The 19,219-nt window shown below is 64.6% G+C and carries 18 protein-coding genes; 13 read left to right on the plus strand and 5 right to left on the minus strand.

The genetic code is table 11. The features are described from left to right. Window positions 1-184: 184 nt before the first annotated feature. From V5279_RS05145 to V5279_RS05160, 4 genes are all read left to right on the plus strand, one after another. Window positions 185-1,153 (plus strand): NAD(P)H-dependent flavin oxidoreductase, encoded by a 969-nt coding sequence (locus V5279_RS05145; RefSeq protein WP_166302287.1) that lies wholly within the window; start codon window positions 185-187, stop codon window positions 1,151-1,153. Further along, entirely contained in the window at window positions 1,153-1,926 is a 774-nt protein-coding gene (locus tag V5279_RS05150) for a thioesterase family protein (RefSeq protein ID WP_338695601.1), read from the plus strand. The genes V5279_RS05145 and V5279_RS05150 overlap by 1 nt, the downstream gene beginning before the upstream one ends. A gap of 209 nt (window positions 1,927-2,135) precedes the next feature. Further along, window positions 2,136-4,262, plus strand: a complete 2,127-nt coding sequence (locus V5279_RS05155) for an ATP-binding protein (RefSeq protein WP_338695603.1) — start codon at window positions 2,136-2,138, stop codon at window positions 4,260-4,262. A 176-nt stretch (window positions 4,263-4,438) separates the two neighbouring features. Beyond that, on the plus strand, window positions 4,439-5,389 hold the full coding sequence (locus V5279_RS05160) for an alpha/beta fold hydrolase (protein ID WP_414645999.1): 951 nt from the start codon (window positions 4,439-4,441) through the stop codon (window positions 5,387-5,389). 163 nt (window positions 5,390-5,552) lie between these two features. On the opposite strand, the gene V5279_RS05165 is transcribed toward V5279_RS05160, so the two are convergent. Next, complete coding sequence (locus V5279_RS05165) at window positions 5,553-7,115, minus strand: AMP-binding protein (protein WP_338695607.1); 1,563 nt, start codon at window positions 7,113-7,115, stop codon at window positions 5,553-5,555. Between the two features lie 87 nt (window positions 7,116-7,202). Here V5279_RS05165 and V5279_RS05170 point away from each other — a divergent pair, with 87 nt between their 5' ends. The 3 genes from V5279_RS05170 to V5279_RS05180 all read left to right on the plus strand — a co-directional run bounded on the left by V5279_RS05170 (window position 7,203) and on the right by V5279_RS05180 (window position 9,420). Next, window positions 7,203-8,180, plus strand: coding sequence for a nitronate monooxygenase (locus V5279_RS05170; RefSeq protein WP_338695609.1), 978 nt, complete (start codon window positions 7,203-7,205; stop codon window positions 8,178-8,180). Window positions 8,181-8,310: 130 nt separating this feature from the next. Beyond that, window positions 8,311-8,580: a hypothetical protein gene (locus V5279_RS05175; RefSeq protein WP_051345929.1), complete on the plus strand. Its 270-nt coding sequence runs from the start codon at window positions 8,311-8,313 to the stop codon at window positions 8,578-8,580. A 108-nt stretch (window positions 8,581-8,688) separates the two neighbouring features. Beyond that, window positions 8,689-9,420, plus strand: a complete 732-nt coding sequence (locus V5279_RS05180) for a hypothetical protein (RefSeq protein ID WP_338695613.1) — start codon at window positions 8,689-8,691, stop codon at window positions 9,418-9,420. A 48-nt stretch (window positions 9,421-9,468) separates the two neighbouring features. Here the strand turns inward: V5279_RS05180 and V5279_RS05185 are convergent, their stop codons facing one another. Beyond that, entirely contained in the window at window positions 9,469-10,884 is a 1,416-nt protein-coding gene (locus tag V5279_RS05185) for a toll/interleukin-1 receptor domain-containing protein (RefSeq protein ID WP_338695615.1), read from the minus strand. 316 nt (window positions 10,885-11,200) lie between these two features. On the opposite strand from V5279_RS05185, the gene V5279_RS05190 reads away from it, so the two are divergent. From V5279_RS05190 to V5279_RS05200, 3 genes are all read left to right on the plus strand, one after another. Then, window positions 11,201-12,340: a patatin-like phospholipase family protein gene (locus V5279_RS05190; RefSeq protein WP_338695617.1), complete on the plus strand. Its 1,140-nt coding sequence runs from the start codon at window positions 11,201-11,203 to the stop codon at window positions 12,338-12,340. Between the two features lie 113 nt (window positions 12,341-12,453). Continuing rightward, window positions 12,454-13,038, plus strand: coding sequence for a hypothetical protein (locus V5279_RS05195; RefSeq protein ID WP_338695619.1), 585 nt, complete (start codon window positions 12,454-12,456; stop codon window positions 13,036-13,038). Window positions 13,039-13,071: 33 nt separating this feature from the next. Beyond that, window positions 13,072-14,460: a tetratricopeptide repeat-containing protein gene (locus tag V5279_RS05200; protein WP_338695621.1), complete on the plus strand. Its 1,389-nt coding sequence runs from the start codon at window positions 13,072-13,074 to the stop codon at window positions 14,458-14,460. Here V5279_RS05200 and V5279_RS05205 read toward each other — a convergent pair. After that, a complete protein-coding gene (locus V5279_RS05205) occupies window positions 14,406-15,071 on the minus strand; it encodes an O-methyltransferase (protein ID WP_338695623.1) in 666 nt (221 codons plus the stop codon). The genes V5279_RS05200 and V5279_RS05205 overlap by 55 nt on opposite strands. 95 nt (window positions 15,072-15,166) lie before the next feature. On the opposite strand from V5279_RS05205, the gene V5279_RS05210 reads away from it, so the two are divergent. The 3 genes from V5279_RS05210 to V5279_RS05220 all read left to right on the plus strand — a co-directional run bounded on the left by V5279_RS05210 (window position 15,167) and on the right by V5279_RS05220 (window position 17,177). Further along, complete coding sequence (locus tag V5279_RS05210; RefSeq protein WP_338695625.1) at window positions 15,167-15,799, plus strand: TetR family transcriptional regulator; 633 nt, start codon at window positions 15,167-15,169, stop codon at window positions 15,797-15,799. Between the two features lie 346 nt (window positions 15,800-16,145). Beyond that, complete coding sequence (locus V5279_RS05215; RefSeq protein ID WP_338695627.1) at window positions 16,146-16,448, plus strand: hypothetical protein; 303 nt, start codon at window positions 16,146-16,148, stop codon at window positions 16,446-16,448. A gap of 186 nt (window positions 16,449-16,634) precedes the next feature. Continuing rightward, window positions 16,635-17,177, plus strand: coding sequence for a RidA family protein (locus V5279_RS05220; RefSeq protein ID WP_338695629.1), 543 nt, complete (start codon window positions 16,635-16,637; stop codon window positions 17,175-17,177). A 152-nt stretch (window positions 17,178-17,329) separates the two neighbouring features. Here the strand turns inward: V5279_RS05220 and V5279_RS05225 are convergent, their stop codons facing one another. Together V5279_RS05225 and V5279_RS05230 are read right to left on the minus strand one after the other, a co-directional pair. Further along, entirely contained in the window at window positions 17,330-17,863 is a 534-nt protein-coding gene (locus V5279_RS05225; protein WP_338695632.1) for a calcium-binding protein, read from the minus strand. Between the two features lie 24 nt (window positions 17,864-17,887). Continuing rightward, window positions 17,888-18,457: a hypothetical protein gene (locus tag V5279_RS05230; protein ID WP_338695634.1), complete on the minus strand. Its 570-nt coding sequence runs from the start codon at window positions 18,455-18,457 to the stop codon at window positions 17,888-17,890. Between the last annotated feature and the right edge of the window lie 762 nt (window positions 18,458-19,219).

The raw sequence follows: 19,219 nt of genomic DNA on the forward strand, positions 1-19,219 counted from the left end.
ATCTGCCAATAAGGCGGGCAAAACCACGTCTGGGATGCCAGACGCCTGTAAAAAATGCCGTGCCTGGATGAGGTTTTGTCATTCATTTTGCAGCGCCATAACGCAATACTTGACACTGGAAAGATTCTTGTTGGAATGACGGTCAGCAATCGAGACCAACGATCAACCCGAGGATCCGCACCCAATGTCCATGCCTGCTCTGTTCAAGGGCCGCCTGTCTCTTCCCGTGATCGGGGCGCCGCTGTTCATCATCTCCGTGCCCGACCTCGTCATCGCCCAGTGCAAGGCCGGCGTGGTCGGCTCGTTTCCGTCGTTGAACGCGCGGCCGCCGGAACTGCTCGACGAATGGCTGTACCGAATCAAGGAAGAGCTCGCCGCCTATGACAAGGCCCATCCGGAGCGGCCGTCGGCGCCGTTCGCGGTCAACCAGATCGTGCACAAGTCGAACAACCGGCTCGATCACGACATGGCGCTTTGCGAGAAGCACAAGGTGCCGATGATCATCTCCTCGCTCGGCGCGCGCGAGGAGCTCAACCAGGCCGTCCATGGCTGGGGCGGCATCGTCTTCCACGACGTGATCAATCAGAAGTTCGCGCACAAGGCGATCGAGAAGGGCGCCGACGGCCTGATCCTGGTCGCGGCCGGTGCCGGCGGACATGCCGGCACGCTCTCGCCGTTCCCGTTCGTGTCGGAGACGCGGCAGTGGTTCGACGGACCCATTGCGCTGTCGGGCACGATTGCCAACGGCCGCGCCATCCGCGCCGCGCGCATCATCGGCGCCGACTTCGCCTATGTCGGCTCCGCCTTCATCGCGACGCAGGAGGCGAACGCGGTCGAGAACTACAAGAGCATGATCACCAATTCGTCCGCCGAGGACATCGTCTATTCCAACTTGTTCACCGGCGTGCACGGCAACTATCTGAAGCCGTCGATCGTCGCGGCCGGCATGGATCCAGAAAACCTGCCGACCTCCGATCCCTCGAAGATGAGCTTCGGCACCGATTCGTCCGGCGAGCGCGCCAAGCCGAAGGCCTGGAAGGAGATCTGGGGCTCGGGCCAGGGCGTCGGCAGCATTTCCAAGGTGGTGCCTGCCGCCGAGCTGATCGCGCGCTTCAAGAAAGAGTACGACGAAGCGGTCGATCCGGCGCTCTGATGGAGCCGATCTTTCGCGTTGACGGCGACCGCGTCGTCACCAGTCCCGACGCCGCGGGTCCATGGGATCCGCGGATGCAGCACGGCTCCGCGCCGGCGGCGCTCGTGGTGTGGGCTGCCGAGGCCATCCCAACGCCGGTGCCGATGCGGATCGCGCGCGTCACGATCGACCTGATGCGTCCGGTGCCGGTGGCGCCGCTGACGATTGAGAGTGAGATCCTGCGCGACGGCCGCAAGATCCAGCTCTGCGGCGTCAGGCTCTTCGCCGACGGTGTCGTCGTGGTCTCGGCCAGTGTGCTGAAGATCAAGCAGCAGGCGGCCGAGCTGCCGCCTGATGTCGCAGCACTTCCGGTCGATCTGCCGGGACCCGACGAATGCATGGTCGAGCCTGGCAACCTTGCGAACAGTCCGTTCGTGAAATGCATCTCGATGCGGGCTGCGCGCGGTCGCTTCGGCGTGATGGGCCCCGGCGCGATCTGGTTCCGCGTCGACCGTCCGCTGATCGCGGGCGCCGCCGTCTCGCAGGCGATGCGCGCGGTGGTCGCCTCGGATTTCTCCAATGGCACCTCGCCGGCGCTCGATTTCAACCAATGGACCTTCATCAACGCCGACCTCACAGTGAGCCTGGCGCGCGAGCCGGTCGGCGATTGGATTCTGCTCGACGGCGAATCCTGGATCGGGCCTGACGGCGCCGGCCTTGCGATGTCGCGGCTCGCCGACCAGCGCGGCTATTTCGGCCGGGCGGTCCAGAGCCTGGTGATCGAGCGGCGCTAGCGCAAGGAACCGCTGCCAAGCGGCTGCCCTTGCAGCAAAAATAAACCGGCTTCCCGGGAACGGTTGGCAGCACCAGCGAGTTTCGCTCCCGTGAGGGGCCCCATGATGCGTATCGATCCCACCGCCGGTATCGTGGCCATGGCCGCCCGGCGGCGGTGTGACGTGGCGCCGGTTCGTGGTGAAGCTCGGCAGTCGCAGGGGCGGTCGCGATGAGGCCCGGCCCGTCCTCGGAACGCGCGGTCATCCTTGCCGCAAGCGAGCGCGACGCCGTCAAGACGGCCCATCTGATCAAGGAAGCCGGCTACTACGCCAATATCTGCGGCGATCTCGCCGAGCTCGAGCGCCAGGTCGCAAGCGGGGCAGGCCTTGCCATCATTGCCGATGAGGCGATCCGGAGCGCCGACCTCGCCCGCCTGACGCGCTGGCTGAACGAGCAGCCGTCATGGTCGGATTTCCCAATCGTGCTGATGAGCGAGGGCGGCGGGCCCGAGCGCAATCCCGAGGCGGCGCGGCTCGGCCGCGTGCTCGGCAATGTCACCTTCGTCGAGCGTCCGTTTCATCCGAGCACGCTGGTGAGCCTGGTCGCCGCGGCGGTGCGCGGCCGCCGCCGCCAGTACCAGACCCGCCAGATCCTGGAGGATCTGACCGAGAGCGAAGGCCTGTTGCAGACCGCGCTCGATGCCGGCCATCTCGGCGCGCTCGAACTTCATCTGCCGGATTTCGAGCTCGAAGCGTCGCCGACCTGCAAGAAATTTTTCGGGCGCAGGCCCGGCGATCCCTTCACCTATCCGGAGCTGCTGGACGCGGTGCATCCCGACGACCGCGCCCGCCGCAGCGGAATCGTCGAGCAGACGCTGCGCACCGGCGCGGATTACCGGATCGAATACCGCAACATCTGGCCCGACGGCACCGAGCACTGGCTCGACGTCCGCGCCCGCGCGGTGCGCCGGCCCGACGGCAGCATCCGCTCGCTGGTCGGGGTCTGCTCTGACATCACCGCGCGCAAGACCGCCGAGATCGAGCGCGAGGCGCTGCTGGCGCAGCTCGCCGCCGAGCGCACCGCGCTCGCCGAACTCACCGCGACGCTGGAGCAGCGGGTCGAGCAGCGCACCGCCGACCTGATGAAGGAGGTCGCCGCGCGCGAGCGGGCGCAGGAGCAGCTCCGCCATGCCCAGAAGATGGAGGCGATCGGCCAGCTCACCGGCGGCGTCGCGCACGACTTCAACAATCTGTTGATGGCGGTGATGGGCAATCTCGACCTGCTGCGCAAGCGGATGCCGGAGGATCCGCGCCTGCGACGGCTGGTCGACGGCGCGCTGCAGGGTGCCGAGCGCGGCGCCTCGCTGACGCAGCGGCTGTTGGCATTCGCGCGGCAGCAGGATCTGCGCGCGGTGCCGGTCGATCTCGGCGCGCTGGTGCGCGACATGAGCAATCTGCTGGAGCGCTCGCTTGGACCGCGCGTCATGCTGCGGCTCGACATTCCCGCCGGCTTGCCGCCGGCCTGTGTCGACACCAACCAGCTCGAACTCGCGGTGCTCAACCTTGCGATCAATGCGCGCGATGCGATGCCGGATGGCGGCACGATCGAGATCAGTCTCGCGGCCTTGCAGGCGAAGAACGATCCGGCCCTGCAGCCGGGCAATTACCTGAAACTGTCGGTGGTCGACGGCGGCACCGGCATGTCGCCGGACGTGCTGAAGCGGGCGATCGAGCCGTTCTTCTCGTCGAAGCCAGTGGGCAAGGGCACCGGGCTCGGCCTGTCGATGGTGCATGGGCTCGCGGTGCAGCTCGGCGGCGCGCTGCAGCTGTCGAGCGCGGTCGGCAAGGGCACCACGGCCGCGCTGGTGCTGCCGGTCGCAACCGCAGCGCCGGAGGCCGAGAGCCCGGCGCCTGCGGCGCAGACGGTCAAGCGTTCGGCGGTGATCCTGCTGGTCGACGACGATCCGTTGATCGCGATGTCCACCATGGAGATGCTGGAGGACCTCGGCCATCGCGTGATCGGCGCCAATTCCGCACCGCATGCGCTCGATATCATCAGGAGCGACCAGGAGATCGACCTGATGATGACCGATCACGTGATGCCCGGCATGACCGGCATCGAGCTCGTCGCGGCCTCGCGCAAGCTGCGGCCGCAACTTCCCGTCCTGCTCGCCACCGGCTATGCCGAATTGCCCGACGGCATCCAGGTCGATCTGCCGAGGCTGGCCAAGCCCTACCACCAGGATCAGCTGCGCGAGCGGCTCGATCAGTTGCTCGGGCAGGGCGCCGGTCAGCACACCGCCGCCACCAGCGCCGACAGTCTCGCCACGCCTTCCAATCTCTTCCCGTCACCCTGAGGAGCCGCGCTTGCGCGGCGTCCCGAAGGGCGGCGGCCCGGCTGCGGTCGCGTGGCTGACAATGTCGCAAACGTGATCTGCGCGTGACGGCTGGGCGGGAAGGATGCGCGCGTGATCGGTGTTGCTCACATCACGTCGAAGAACGCCGAGCACCACGCAGGAGCTGCCTTATGAAGATGCCCACCCGAATAGCGATGTCTGCCGCACTGGCCAGCTTGGCCATGCAGGCCTCGGCAAGTGACCTGCAATCGAGCCGACGGTCGATCTCGTATCACACGGTGGATATCCTGGGCGTCAACATCTTCTACCGCGAGGCGGGGCCCGCCGACGCACCGGCCGTGCTGCTGCTCCACGGCTTTCCATCCTCATCGCGGATGTGGGAGCCGTTACTGCCTCTTCTCGCCGACAAATATCACGTGATTGCCCCTGACTATCCGGGGTTCGGCAACAGCAGCGCGCCGGCGCCGTCCAGTTTCGAATACACCTTCGACAACCTCGCCCGCGTGACGAGCGAGTTCACGACAAAGCTCGGGCTCGCGCACTATGTGCTGTTCATGCAGGACTATGGCGGGCCGGTCGGCTTTCGCCTGGCGCTTGCGCACCCCGAACGAGTCCGCGCGATCATTGTCCAGAACGCGGTCGCCCACGAACAGGGCTTGAGCCCGCTTTGGGAAGCGCGCAGGAAATTCTGGGCGGATCCGGCGCACGAAGTCGACAAGCTCAAGGCCAACTTCACGTCTTTCGAAGCGACGCGCCAGCGTCATGTCGGAACGAGCCCGCATCCCGAACGCTACGATCCGGATCTGTGGGTCGACGAAGCAGCGTTTTTGTCCCGCCCGGGCCAGGCCGACATCCAGACCACGCTGTTCCTGGATTACCGGACAAACCTTGCCTCGTACCCGCTATGGCAGAAATGGCTCCGCGAGGTGCAGCCGCGAACCCTTGTCGTCTGGGGCAAATACGACCCGTCGTTCACCGTCGCCGGCGCAACCGCCTATGCCGACGATGTGCCGGGAGCCGAGGTACACATCCTGGATGCGGGACATTTCGCGCTCGACGAAGCGACCGACGAGATCGCGACGCTGGTTCGCGGCTTCCTTGCGCGTCTCGACCGGCGCAAGGAGTAACGCGGAATGTGCCGCCGCCGGCGGCCTCTCCCCGTCACCCTGAGGTGCGAGCGGAGCGAGCCTCGAAGGGTCGACGGCCCGGCTGGGGCCGTGCATCCTTCGAGACGGCCGCTGTGCGGCCTCCTCAGGATGACGGTGATAGGTTTTGCGCGCGCCGCGGTGCTCACCCCACCATGCGGTCGCGGCCGGTCCAGAAGCGGGCCTTCAGCACCTTCTTGTCGACCTTGCCGACGCCGGTCATGGGCAGCTCCTTGACGAACTGGATCTGCTTCGGTGCATGCGCCGAGCCCTTCTTCGCCTTCACCAGGCCGATCAGTTCGTCGGCGTCGGGTGTTGCGCCCTCGCGCGCCACCACGACGGCGGTGACGGCCTCGCCCCATTTGTCGTCGGGCACGCCGACGACCGCGACCATCGCAACGTCAGCGTGCTGCGACAGCACATCCTCGACCTCGCGCGGAAAAATGTTGAAGCCGCCGGAGACGATCATGTCCTTCTTGCGGTCGAGGATGAACATGTAGCCGCGCTCATCCATGCGGGCGATGTCGCCGGTGTGCAGCCAGCCGCTCTTCAGCGTTTCGGCCGTGATGTCGGGCCGTTTCCAGTATTCGGCCATCACATGCGTGGCACGCACGCAGATCTCGCCGGCCTCGCCGGTCGCGACCTCCTGGTCGTCCTGATCGAGGATCTTGACCTGGCAGGCGGCGATCGGGAAGCCGCAGGACAGGAACAGCTCCGGCGTCTTCGGATCGTGATCCGCCTTGCGCAGGACCGAAACCGGATAGCATTCGGTCTGGCCGTAAAGCTGCGAGAACACCGGGCCAATCCGCTCGATGCCCTCGACCAGCCGGCTCGGCGACATCGCGGACGCGCCGTAGAGCAGGAGCTCGAGCGAGGAGAGGTCGGTCTTGTCGAGCGCAGGGTGATCCAGCACCACATAGATCATGGTCGGCACGAACAGCGTGAAGTTGATCTTCTCGCGCGCGATGGTCTTGAACACGGCCTCCGGATCGAAGCCCTTGAGCATGTGCACGGTGCCGCCGCGCATCAGCGTCGGCAGCACCTTGGTGCCGGCCACATGGCTGATCGGCGCCACCGTCAGATAGCGCGGCGTCTCCGGGATTTCGAAGTCGGCGAGGATGGCGGCGGCGAAGCCGCCATATTCGCGATGATGGCGCAGCGCACCCTTGGATTTGCCGGTGGTGCCGCCGGTGTAATTCAAGGTCGAGATGTCGTCCGCAAGGGCGAAGTTCTTCGGGCTTGCGCTGCCCGTACCTTCGACTGCCTGCAGCAGGTCGGCGCCGTAATCTGCCGGGCCGAGCGTGAACACGGTCTTCAGCCCGGACGCTTTGGCCGCGAGCTCGCCGCCGCGATCGCGAAACGTGATGCCGTCGACGATCAGCATCTCGGCCTCGGAATCCTCGATCTGGAACAGCTGGTCGTCGAGCGAGCCTAGCGGATGCAGCCAGGTGATCGCAAGCCGCGACAATTGTGCGGCGACGCCGGCGCACCAGGTGTCGGCGCGGTTGGCGGTGAGAAAGGCGACGCGGGTGCCCGGCGCAAAGCCGAACCGCACGAACACGCTCTGCATCCGTCCGATCAGGTCGGTCGCGCCCTGATAGCTGAGCGAGCCGCCCGGCCAGGCGAAGGCCGTGCGCGACGGATAGCGCGCCAGCGCCCGCACGGTCTGCTCGCAGACCGCCGGAAATGCATAGAGCGGATTGCTCATCTTGTTCTTCCTCCCGCCTTTGTCTTTGGCTTCTCTCGTGCCAATGTTGCGGGCAACGCTAACACAAGGCTGCACGGAAGAAACAACTTGTCCGCTGATCTTCTTGCGCGTTTTCGCGATCGCCTTCGGCTGCCGCTGATCGCGGCGCCGATGTTTCTGGTGTCGGGCGTCGAGTTGGTGGTAGCGGCCTGCCGCAACGGCGTGATCGGCTCGTTTCCGACGGTGAATTGCCGTGAGACGGAACAGCTCGATGCCTGGCTCGGCGAGATCGAGCGCCGCCTGCAGGCGCATGCCGATGCGAACGGCAAGGCGGCGGCGCCGATTTGCCCGAACCTGATCGTGCACCGCTCCAATGCGCGGCTCCAGCAGGATCTCGCTGTGCTGCTGCGGCACAAGGTCGAGCTCGTGATCACCTCGGTCGGTTCGCCCGCACCGGTTCTCGCGCCGTTGCATGATGCCGGCGCGCTGGTGTTCGCCGATGTCGCCTCGATCCGCCATGCTGAGCGCGCGGCCGCCGCCGGCGCCGACGGGCTGGTGCTGCTCACCGCGGGTGCCGGCGGGCAGACCGGCTGGCTCAATCCGTTCGTGTTTGTGCGCGCGGTGCGCGGTTTCTTCGATGGCCCGATCGTGCTTGCTGGCGGCATCAGCGACGGCCACGCCCTGCGCGCCGCGCAGGCGCTCGGCTGCGATCTAGCCTATATGGGCACCAAGTTCATCGCGACGCGCGAGAGCATGGCCGACGCGAGGTACAAGCAGATGCTGGTCGACAGCTCTGCCGACGACATCCTGCTCACGACGGCGTTCACAGGCCTGCAGACCAACATGCTGCGGCCCTCGATCGAGGCCGCCGGTCTCGATCCCGACGATCTGCCGGCGCGCGGCGCGATCGACATCGGCAAGGACATCGACATCGGCGCCCGCGAAAGCCGCCCGAAACGCTGGCGCGACATCTGGAGCGGTGGTCATTCCACCTCGGGGGTGACCGGAGTGCTTGGCGTCGACGATCTCGTGGCGCAGACGGTTGCGGAGTACGAGGCGGCGAGCGTGCGGGTGCGGCTCGCCTGATACCAGACCCAGCTGTCGCTCAAGTCCCGCCTGTCCGCTTAACGCGGCATTAACCATGCCAGTCCCAACAATGGCGCCATGGGACGGTCTGCCGCCACGGCCGGCCGCCCGGCAGTTGTGGGAATGCGACATGGCTTTTGAGGCGCTTTTCGCCAAGGATCTGGCCAAGGATCTGGACAAGACCCCGGCATCGCTCGACGAGCTCCGGACCCGGGTCTTCTACGCCCTGCAGCGGCATCCGCTGTGCCGTCAGGTCGAATTCGACATCGTCAGCACGCCGCGGACCCGGCGCACCAACTGGACGGTCAGCCTGCACTCGGTCCAGCCGGGGGCGCTGTGGACGGCCCATGAGATCGTCGCCGACATCCAGGAAGCCTATGAGCTTGCCGCCGCGGCCTGATTTTCGGGCCGTTTCGGGACAATTTCACCTATTTGGCATCGTCATGGCACGGTAACGCCGCATTTGGCGGTCAGCCTGCGGTGATACTGGCAGGGAATGGAGTAATTTTTGACCAGAGCCATCACCCTCGCCGCGCTGACATGTTTCCTCCTTGCCGGCGCTGCGATCACAGCCATTTTGGGCCGCGACAGCCTGCCGGCGGCGCAGGCCGACATCGGCCCGGTCGCCAACCGCGCCAGCAAGCAGGACAAGCTCGCGGTCACGACGCTTGCCACTGCCGCCTTTGAGGCGCCCCAGCCGACTGTGCCTCCCGCCAATCCGTCGCCGCTCCTGCTGCGGGCGCAGGCCGCGATCCCGGGCGCGACCGACACCGTGCGCCAGGCCTATGCCTCCGCCGAGCCCACCGATATCGGCCTGCCGAAGCTCACCGACCCGGTCGATGCCGGCCTGCCGAAGGCCGCCGAGCCCGGGGCATTGCCGACGGCTCCCGCGCCGCCGAAGCCCAAGGCCGCCGCCAAGCCGGCGCCGCAGAAGAGCTACGCGCTGCTCAGCGACGCGCAGATCGCCGGCATCAAAGACCGCCTCAAGCTGTCGTCGTCGCAGGAATATTACTGGCCGGCGGTCGAGACCGCGCTGCGTGCCGTGGCGCGCAAGATCCACGCCAAGCGCCAGGGCGATCCTGCGGCGGGCACTATGCCGATCGATCCCGATTCCGACGAAGTCCAGCAGCTGAAGTCGGCGGCGATGCCGCTGCTGTTCCAGCTCCGCGAGGACCAGAAGAACGAAGTGCGCTCGCTGGCCCGCCTGATCGGACTCGAACGGGTCGCCGCGATGATCTGAGTGCCGGGTCCGGTCGAACCGGACCTTTGCTCCAGCTTCGCGGGTTTATTACATCGGCCGCAGTTTCTCGACCCTGCCCTGGCTTTCGACAAGCAGCTGTTTCATGAAATCCTTGTTGCGCTTCAGCCAGGGCTCCAGCGTCTGCTTGATGTCGCCTGGCGACCTCTTCTCGACAGCCTGCGCAAGCCGGGTCTGGAAAGTCCCCCAATCCTTGAACATCTCCTTCAGCAGCGCATCGTCGGAGATGTTGATCGCCGACTTGATATCGCCGACGGTTTCGAGCTCGCGCATGTTGCTCTGCCGCAGGATCGAATCCAGATTCTCCAGGCATTCGTGGTAGCGCTCGAGCAGATCGTCCCATCGCTTGGCGTTGACGTCATCGTCCATGCCCTCGACCGCGTTGTACAAGGGTTCGAGAAACGACCAGCGGAAGCGCCTTGCCAGCCGCAGCAGGATCGACAGGAAGACGATGTCCTTTGGCATGTTCTGCGCGACCATCAGGCGGGGATCCTCGCTGAAGGGCGGCATCGGGACGAAGATGAGGACGACCGAGAACGGCGTGTTGTCGAGATATTCGAGCCGGGCAATGACCGGCTGATAAAGCTTCAGGTCGCGAAATATCGGGCTCAGCACCTGTTCACGGCTGCGGCGGCTTGCGATATCGACGTCGGCGAACGAGTTCGCGACATAGTTGGTCAGTTCGTCGAGCCAGGCGCCGCTGTCGTAGCGGTTTTGCGCGCGGAGCAGGTCCTCCCAGTCGAGCTCCGCCGTGTCGGGACCGGACAGCAGCGTGACGGTGGCGGCGTCCGCCTCAAGTCTCGCATCCTTCAGGAATCCGCGTGCGCGGTCCGCAGGGGCGAGCGGTGCCAGCAAGTCGGCCTTTTGCCGGAATGACAGCTCGTCGCTGAACACGATGCGCAGCCTGAGCCGAAACAGCTCTTCCGGACGGGTGATCTGCATGAACTGCGCGTGAATGTCCTTCGCCGCATCGTTGAACTCGCGGGCGTGGTTGGCATTCAGTCGCGGCCTGAGCGGGACGTTACCGAAGGTCGGTTTCACGAACAGATCCTCGAGAAACCGCCGCACATCGTCTTCGCCGATCCCGTAGAACTCGTTCTCCGCCAGCATCGGAAACGACGGCGAACTATCGACCGAGAACCACAGCACTTTCGACATCAGCTTCAGCGCGCGCTTGTAGCCGTCGAACTGCGAAATCTCCGACGCGCACCAGGTCCAATTGTGCTCGGCATTGGTGTGGATGAAGATCAGGCAGTCGGCCCTGGCCGTGTTGTCGATCATCCATTGGCGCCACTCCGCGCCGCCCGGGATTTCCTCGCACACATAGCACTCCACCGGACGCTGGCGGTCGAGGCTGCTGAGATATTCGAGCCGCGCCTTGAGCAGGCGCGCGAGATATCTGTCTTCGGCGCGATGGCTGAGAAAGACCGAAAAATCATCCGGCATGGCAAAACCCGATCCGCATGAATGTTATGCGACGGCCGGCCGCATCTTCGTCGGCCAAATTCCGTAGCTCGCCGCGGACGGAATGATATCCCGTCCTTGAAATCTGCAATCGCCAGGCGAGAAAAAGAAAAACCGTCTGCCAGTGAAATATCTCACTATACCTTAGGGTGTATCGCGTGCAAGCTGACTGCCGCGGAGAGCCGGCGCGCAAAATTGTCCGGCTCCGGCATCGAATGACTAAAATTGTAAGCAAGCCGATGCGCCGGGTTGGGCGCGTTGCTTCATTTCATGACGTCATGGTTCCGCGGGGGCAATTATGCCGAAGACCAAGCAGCAGCATCTCGATCGCGACGCCGGACCGAAGCGGATCCTGGCTCTCGATGGCGGCGGCATTCGCGGCATCCTGACGCTCGAATATCTCGCCGCGGTCGAAGCGATATTGCGCAGGCGGTACGGCAAGGACGATCTGCTGCTTTGCGACTATTTCGATCTGATCGGCGGCACCTCGACGGGATCGATCATTGCGGCCGGACTGGCCTGCGGCATGACGATCGACGCCTTGAAGAAGCTCTATCGCGGGATCGGCACCGACATCTTTCAGGGTTCGTTCTGGCGGCGCGGGCTGCTGGCGCCAAAATTCAAGGCCGACGCCTTGCAGCGCGCGCTCGACGCGCAGCTCGGCGCCGACACGGCGCTCGGCGGCGATCACATCCGCACCGGCCTTATGATCATGACCAAGCGGCTCGATACCGGGAGTCCCTGGCCGCTGCATAACCATCCGGACGCGCCCTACGCAAAGCAGGACGGCGCGTTGCGGCTGACCGAGGTGGTTCGCGCCAGCACCGCGGCGCCAACCTATTTCGAACCGCAGAAGATCACGATCTCGGCGCGCGACGGCAGCACGGTCAGCGGCGCCTTCGTCGACGGCGGCGTCAGCCCGTTCAACGATCCGGCCCTGCAACTCCTGATGCTCGCGGCACTCCATGGCCATGGCTTTCGCTGGCATACCGGCAAGGACAATCTCCTGCTGATCTCGGCCGGTACGGGCGTGTTCAAATCGACATTCTCGACGGACGAGATCGTCCACATGCCGGCGGCGGAGCAGGGCGTGCGGTCGCTGCAATCGCTCATGGACGATTGCGGGCGGTATAATCACGGCATGCTGCAATGGCTGACGAACTGCCTGACGCCGTGGATGATCGATCGCGCGGTAGAAGACATGGTGGCCGACAGCCAGAGCGGGCCGCAACTCGCGACCTATGCGCGCTACAACGTGCTGCTGGAAACCGACTGGTTGAAGAAGACGGTCGCCATCGACCGGACGCCGGACGCGCTGGTGAAGATCGCGGCGATGGACAACCCGAACAACATGGACGAGCTCGCCGACATCGGACGACTCGCAGCAATCAGGCAGGTCAAGCCGGATCACTTCCCGCCGGCCTTCGATATCAAATGATGCCGCGCGGAGCGGCTTCTCAACACGTAAATCCCAGTTTCGACAATCAAATCGCCTTCAGCTAAGTTCGCCACCGAGACACAATGATCCAATCATTTAGTCGAGGTGTCGCGATGACCACAGAGCCGGATGCCAGATCACCGAACAAGGTGGTTCTCTTCAGCGGTCACATGATCGATGCGCGAGATCGAAAAACGCCCCGCTTTCCGCCGGACAAGGAGCCGGCAGCCGCCGCTGCAATCGCCGATGCGCTTTCGCGGATTGGCGCGGCCGAAGGCGATCTTGCCATCTGCGGCGGCGCTTGCGGCGGTGACCTGCTGTTTGCGGAAGCTGCTCTGGCGCGGGGCATGCGGCTTGAGATCTATATTCCGTTCGACGAGCCGACCTTCCTTGCCGGTTCGGTGGATTTCGCCGGCGGCAACTGGCGCGCGCGCTATTTCGCGGCCAAATCGCGCGCGACGCTCCACGTCATGCCCGACGAGCTGGGGCCGCTGCCGGCCGGCGAGAACGCCTATGAGCGCGACAATCAATGGATGCTGGAGCAGGCCGCGCGATATGGCGGCGAAAGGATCGCCTTCATCTGCCTGTGGAACGGCGAGGGCGGCGATGGCCCTGGCGGTGCCAAGCACCTGATGGAGGAAGCGGGGCGCAGGACGACGTGGATTTACTGGCTGGATACACGAAAATTATGGGACTGAAGGATTTGCAATATGCCGTCGTGTTTCATGATCATGCCTTACGGCCGCAGGGCGACGCAGAATGACTCGGGCCGCGGACCGGCCGAGATCGATTTCAATGCGCTTTGGGATCGCGGCTACGTTCCGGTTATCAAGGATCTGGGCTACGAGCCGGTGCGCGCGGACCAGGACACGAGCGCTTTGATCATCAGCGAAATGCTGGAGCGCCTATACTTCGCCGATCTCGTGCTGGCCGACATGACGATTCCGAACGGAAACGTCTATTATGAAGTCGGGATCCGCCACGCCGCTCAGAAGACCGGGTGCGTCCTGCTCGCGGCGGAATGGTCGAAGCAATTGTTCGATGTCGCGCAGATGCGGACTGTCCGCTATCCGCTGCCCGAAGGTGACATCAACCCCGGCACCGCCGCGGCGTTCCAGGCGTCGATCAAGGGGGAAATCGAATTCCGCCGTAACGGCATCTCGCCGATGCACCAATCGATCCCGGGCTATCCCGACAAAGTCGATCCACGCAAGGCTGTAACGACGCGGGGCCAGCTTGCGGAGCAAGCCGCATTCCAGACCAAGGTACGGGCCGTGCGCGCGGCGCCCGCGGCTGAGCGCATGAAGCGGGCGCAGGCGTTGATCGCCGCTGAGGGAAATCCGCCTGCAAGCTATGCGAAGGCCCTCGCTCTGTTGTTGCTGCTGCGCGATTGCGTCATCGATACTGACGACTGGAATGTTATGCTCGACTTCACGCAGAACCTTCCGGACTGCTTTGCTGACGAACCCGAAGTGAAGGAGAACCGCGCATTTGCGGGGGCCCAGGTTGGAAACCACATCGAGGCCATCGCCGAGCTTGAAACGTTAATCGACCTCGCGGGACCGACGCCCGAGCGCCTGGGTCTGATGGGGGGCCGTTACAAGCGTCTCGCTGACGATGCTGCGGCCAACGAACGAGTCACGTATCTTGCCGAGGCTATCAAGTATTACGAACAGGGAATGGATCTCGATCTCAACGCCTATTATTGCTCCAGCAACCTGCCCCGTCTCTATCGTGCGCGCGGCACGGAAGGTGACGAGGATCGCGCGCAGGCGACGGTGAGGCTTGCGATCGCCGCGTGCGAGCGTGCCCGGCGGCTGAACGTCGCTGACGAATGGCTGCGCCCGACGCTGCTTGCCGCGGCCTTCGATCTCGGCGATCCCGACAAGGCTGACAAACTCGCCACCGAGGTGATTGCCGAGGGTCAGGTGAAATGGAAAGTGCGCAGCGTTCTTCGCGATCTCAGGGCCAGCGTCTTGTATGTTGAGGACGCCGCGAAGCGGGCGCGGCTGTCCGCAATCATCGACCAGATCAAGGGGCCCGACGAGCCGCCGGGGCCTCCGCCTCAGCCAAGCCGCATCGACAGCTCGACGTCCTCGCCGAACGGCACCGACAGGTAGCCGCTCGCCGGCGAGCGCACGCGCGCCAGATAGTCGGGGCTGTCATCGGCGTTGTCGGCGACCACGAACGCGCCCGGCTTGAGGCGGTGCTCCACGAGATCGAGGATCTCGGGATAGAGCGCCTTGGCGCCGTCGAGCAGCACGAGGTCGATCGTATCGGGCAGATCGGTGCGCAACGTCCGGAGCGCGTCGCCCTCGCGGATCTCGACCAGGTCGTAGAGGCCGCCGGCGACGAGATTGTCCCGGGCGCGCAACACCTTGGACGATTCGAACTCGCTGGTGATCAGGCGGCCGCCGCCATTGTCGCGCAGCGCGGCGGCAAGGTGCAGGGTCGAGATGCCGAACGAGGTGCCGAACTCGACGATGCTCCGCGCGCCGCTGCCGCGCGCCAGCATGTAGAGCAGCGCGCCGGTCTCGCGCGAGACCGCGAGCGGCACGTTGCTCAGGCGGCCGTAGAGCGCGCGATAGTCGGTCTTGCTCCGCAACAGGCGCGTCCGCTCCTCGTCGGTGAGGTCGGCCACCGCGAGCTGGGTTTCTTCCTGCGCGGCGGAAGCCTGCTCGAACAGGCGATCGAACAGGCCCGCGAGCTCAGGTGAAATGAGGGTGGTCATATCGGGTCTCTCGGTCTGAAAGCGGCGCGTTCTTGCGCCTCGTCAGAAATACGAATAATTATTCGCATTCGCTAATCGCATTCCCCAGAGCGTTCATGACCGAGCGTCGAAGCTCTTCAATTTCCTCGCGAAAACAACCGCAACAGGCCCGCTCGGCCGAGCTCGTCGCGGCGATTCTCGATGCCGCTGTTCAGGTTTTGACCAAGGAGGGGGCGCAGCGTTTCACCACGGCGCGGGTGGCCGAGAGGGCCGGCGTCAGCGTCGGCTCGCTGTACCAGTATTTTCCGAACAAGGCGGCGATCCTGTTCCGGCTGCAGAGCGACGAATGGCGGCAGACCACGACCCTGCTGCGCGACATCCTCGAGGACGCAAAACGGCCGCCACTCGACCGGCTGCGCACGCTGGTGCACGCCTTCGTCCGCTCGGAATGCGAGGAGGCCGCGGTGCGCGTCGCGCTTGGTGACGCCGCGCCGCTCTATCGCGATGCGCCGGAAGCGCGCGAGGCGCGGACGTCGGGCGAGCGCATCGTCGAGACCTTCATGCGCGCGGCCTTGCCGAAGGCGTCCGACGCGGTGCGCGCGATGGCCGGCGATCTGATCGCGACGACGCTGAGCACGGTCGGCAAGGATTTTTCGGAAAGCCCGCGAACGCAGGCGGAGATCGAGACCTGCGCCGACGCCATGGCCGACATGTTCTGCGCGTATCTGAGGAGCCTTGGACGACGCTGAGGCGTCTGCCATCGCGCCGCGGCCGCGCCACGCGTAGCCCGACAGGGCGAAGCGTGGTGCCCAACCCGGATCCTTCGCAGCTGTCCTTCAAACCGCCGCTTTAGCGGTCCATTGACAATCCCCGCCAGGCGTCGTCTCCCGGGTGAAACACTTCATAAGCGGAGTTCCGCTTCGCAACTGACCTAGCGCGCAGCGCGGCGTCAGATCGCGGCAAATATTCTTCCTCGATCTCGGCCGGGTATGTTACGCAACGGGTCGTTGGTCGGTCGTCCCTATGAGGAAGGTCACTGACGCCTTGCGGGCTGGCTGGACGCGTGTCGCAACGTGCAGCCCCGATCGCTGGCAGATGATGTCCGACGGAGATTTTCAGATGAAGTTTATTCCCCTCGCGGCGGTTCTCATCCTTGCCTGCCAGGCTATTGCTTGCCACGGCGCCGCCGCTCAAACGTCCGGATGCTCGGCGATCAGCAATTCCAATGACCGGCTGGCCTGCTATGACAAGGCCGCCGCGATCACGGGTGGAAGTCCGGACAAGGGCAAGACCGCCTTATCGGATCCGTCGGCCAAGCGTGGCAGCGTCGTCGAGATGCTTGCTGATGAAAATGCAAAACTGAACGCCAAGCTCAAGACCATCTGCCGCGGCTGCTGACACTGCCCCATGGCAAGCGATCTGATCGCGACGACGCTGGGCGCGGCCGGCAGGAGCTGAGCCGCCGGCGCAATTGCTCCGAGAGCATGATCTCGGTACCGCTTCACGCCGAACTCGGCTATCAGGGGCGCCCGGCGGAGGTCACGCCGCGATCCGAGAAGAGGGCCAGTTCGCTGGCAAGCAACCGTGAAGCTCGAACAACGTCTGCACGAACTCAACATCGAGCTGCCGATGTCGGCGGCGGCCGGCGGCGCCTATGCACCGGTGGTGGTCCACGGCGACACGATCTATGTCAGCGGCCAACTTCCGCGCGATGGTGACAAGGTGCATGTCGTCGGCCAGGTCGGTCGTGATGTCACCTTGGAAGACGCCAAGCGGGGTGCGCGGCTGGCGCTGATCCACGGACTGGCCGCGATCAAGGCACATCTGGGGTCGCTCGACAATGTCGCGCAGATCTTGAAGCTCACCGTGTTCGTGCACAGCGCCGCGGATTTCAGCGGTCAGACGGCAGTCGCCGACGGCGCGTCGGAGCTCATCATGGAGCTGTTCGGTCCCGAGCGCGGACTGCACCCCAGGACGAGCGTCGGCGTCGCGCAGCTTGCCGCGCAACGCAGCGATCGAGGTCGAGTTGATCGCTGCGTTGGCGCGCTAGAGCGTTTTCGAGCGAGGTGGACGCCGGTTCGCGTGAAGAAAACGCGTCAATACAACAGGCTAGAGTTTCGGTTCTGATTCAATCAGAATCGAAGCTCTAGCTTAAGCCGCTTGGTCGCGCCACACGCAGCAACAGTCAAACGATCAGGGGCCGCCTCGGTTGGCGGCCTCGTTCGCTTCATTGTCGTCGATGTCGCTTCGATCGCGGCCCGCCGGTTCGCTCCGGCAGATCAACTGACGATCAAGAAGTTCGCCGCCGTGAGCGTGCCTGCCGTGGCGCCGTTGAGCCAGACCGCGGTGTCGCCGTCGACCTGGACAACGAAGTAGGCGCCGTTTTGGTAGGAGTGCGACAGCACGTCGGCAAAGAAGCTGAAGCCGGAGCCATTGAGTTGCACGACGTCGGTCGCGCCATTCCAATCCTGAACCACCTGCACGCTGGGCACGTCATTGGAGACGAACGTGTTGCTGCCGCCGCCGCCGAAATAGTAGTTCACCCCCATGCCGCCGTCGAAATAGTCGTTGCCGACGCTTCCGAGCAGGATGTCCGAGCCATCACCGCCGTACAGCGTGTTGTTGCCGGCGCCGCCATAGAGGTAGTCATTGCCGCCGTAACCGTAGAGCACGTCATTGCCGTCATCGCCGTTGAGTACGTCGTTGACTTGCGAACCGATCAGCACATCGTTGCCGGTGCCGCCGTAGGCGTTTCCACCGCCAGTCGGCAGATAGATCCAGTCATCCCCGCCGCCGCCTTCCAGAAGATCCACGCCGGCGTCCCCGACGATGGTGTCTTACGCGCCCCCGCCGTAGACGCTGTCATCGCCCAGGCCGCCGTAGATCGCTGATCCGCCTGTGCCGTTGGTGCCAGTCAGCACGATGAGATCGTTGCCATTGCCACCGAATGCAAGTGTCGTATCGCCAATGGCTGCGTAGCCGCCAAACAGGCTGTCGTTTCCGTCGCCGCCATCCCAATACAGAACGGTTCCGGTCAGCAGGTCATCCCCGGTACCGCCGTAGGCAACCCCGCCATAAAAGCCGCTCAGAGATGTATTGATGGTGTCGTTTCCATCGCCTCCGAAAGCGCCGCCTTGACCGGTTGCGGTAATCGAATCGTTGCCCCCGTCGCCGTAGAATGCACCGATACCCGAGAGAGTATCGTTTCCACCCCCGCCGTAGATTCTTATGCCTGGGCCCGTGGGGCTCCCTCCGGAAAGGCTGTCATTCCCCTCACCACCATAGAGCGTTTGTCCGCCTCCGGTGGTGGCGTTGCCGTTGAGGGTGTCGGCGCCATCCAGGCCATACATGACGTCTTCGTTGCCGGTATGGCTGTCATCGCCCAGGGTGCCGACATAGGTGGTCATGATCTCTTCCTGCTTTCCAGACGCTCCTCCGGGGATGATGGCGGAACGATCCCACCCAGGCAAGCTCCAGGGTTGATAGCTCCGCTGCCGACATCCTCACGTTGGGATATCGCGCAGTCAGCGACGACGGCTGTTTCCGGGCTGCGTGAGATCGGCTTGCAGAATGCCGGCGGCGCGCGTCTGACGATTTCGGATCAGGATTGCGGCGCGGGTTGCGCGCGCTACTGCAGTTCGCTTGGGGCAGTCCGTCTTCGCTTTCGCGCTGCTCAAGCTTCGCCGGACACGCTTCGCCCTTCTGGGCCATTGCGTGGCTGCTTCACGCGGTGCGGTGCCCGGGCGTCCGCCTTCGCCAAGGCTTCGGCGGGACAGCCTTCTCTGCTTCGCTTGGATAGAGCCCGTAGTGGCTCGCCCGGCCGAAGCTGCGAAGCAGCGAAGGCTGGTGCCCCTGGCCGGCAATCGCCTAATACCATAACCGATTGAATTTAAAACTGTTTTTGTCGCCGATTGCTGCCGATACCAGCAGAAATACCAGCAACGTGATGCTCGGTATTAGCTCGCAAAAATAAAAGCAAGCTCCTCGGCAGTCAGCAGGCACGGCGGCAGCAGGCACGGCCCATGCCGTTCCGGTCACCACAGTCGTCCGACCGGAATCGAACCCGGCTCTGATCGAATTGCTGCGGGATCGACCTAACTCAATATCGGGAGGTCAAGGACGGGTCTTGTCATACGTAGCCGACCATTAGCCCCGACGATGTCAAGCGA

The sequence above is a fragment of the Bradyrhizobium sp. 26S5 genome, from assembly GCF_036923295.1.
GTDB lineage: Bacteria > Pseudomonadota > Alphaproteobacteria > Rhizobiales > Xanthobacteraceae > Bradyrhizobium > Bradyrhizobium septentrionale.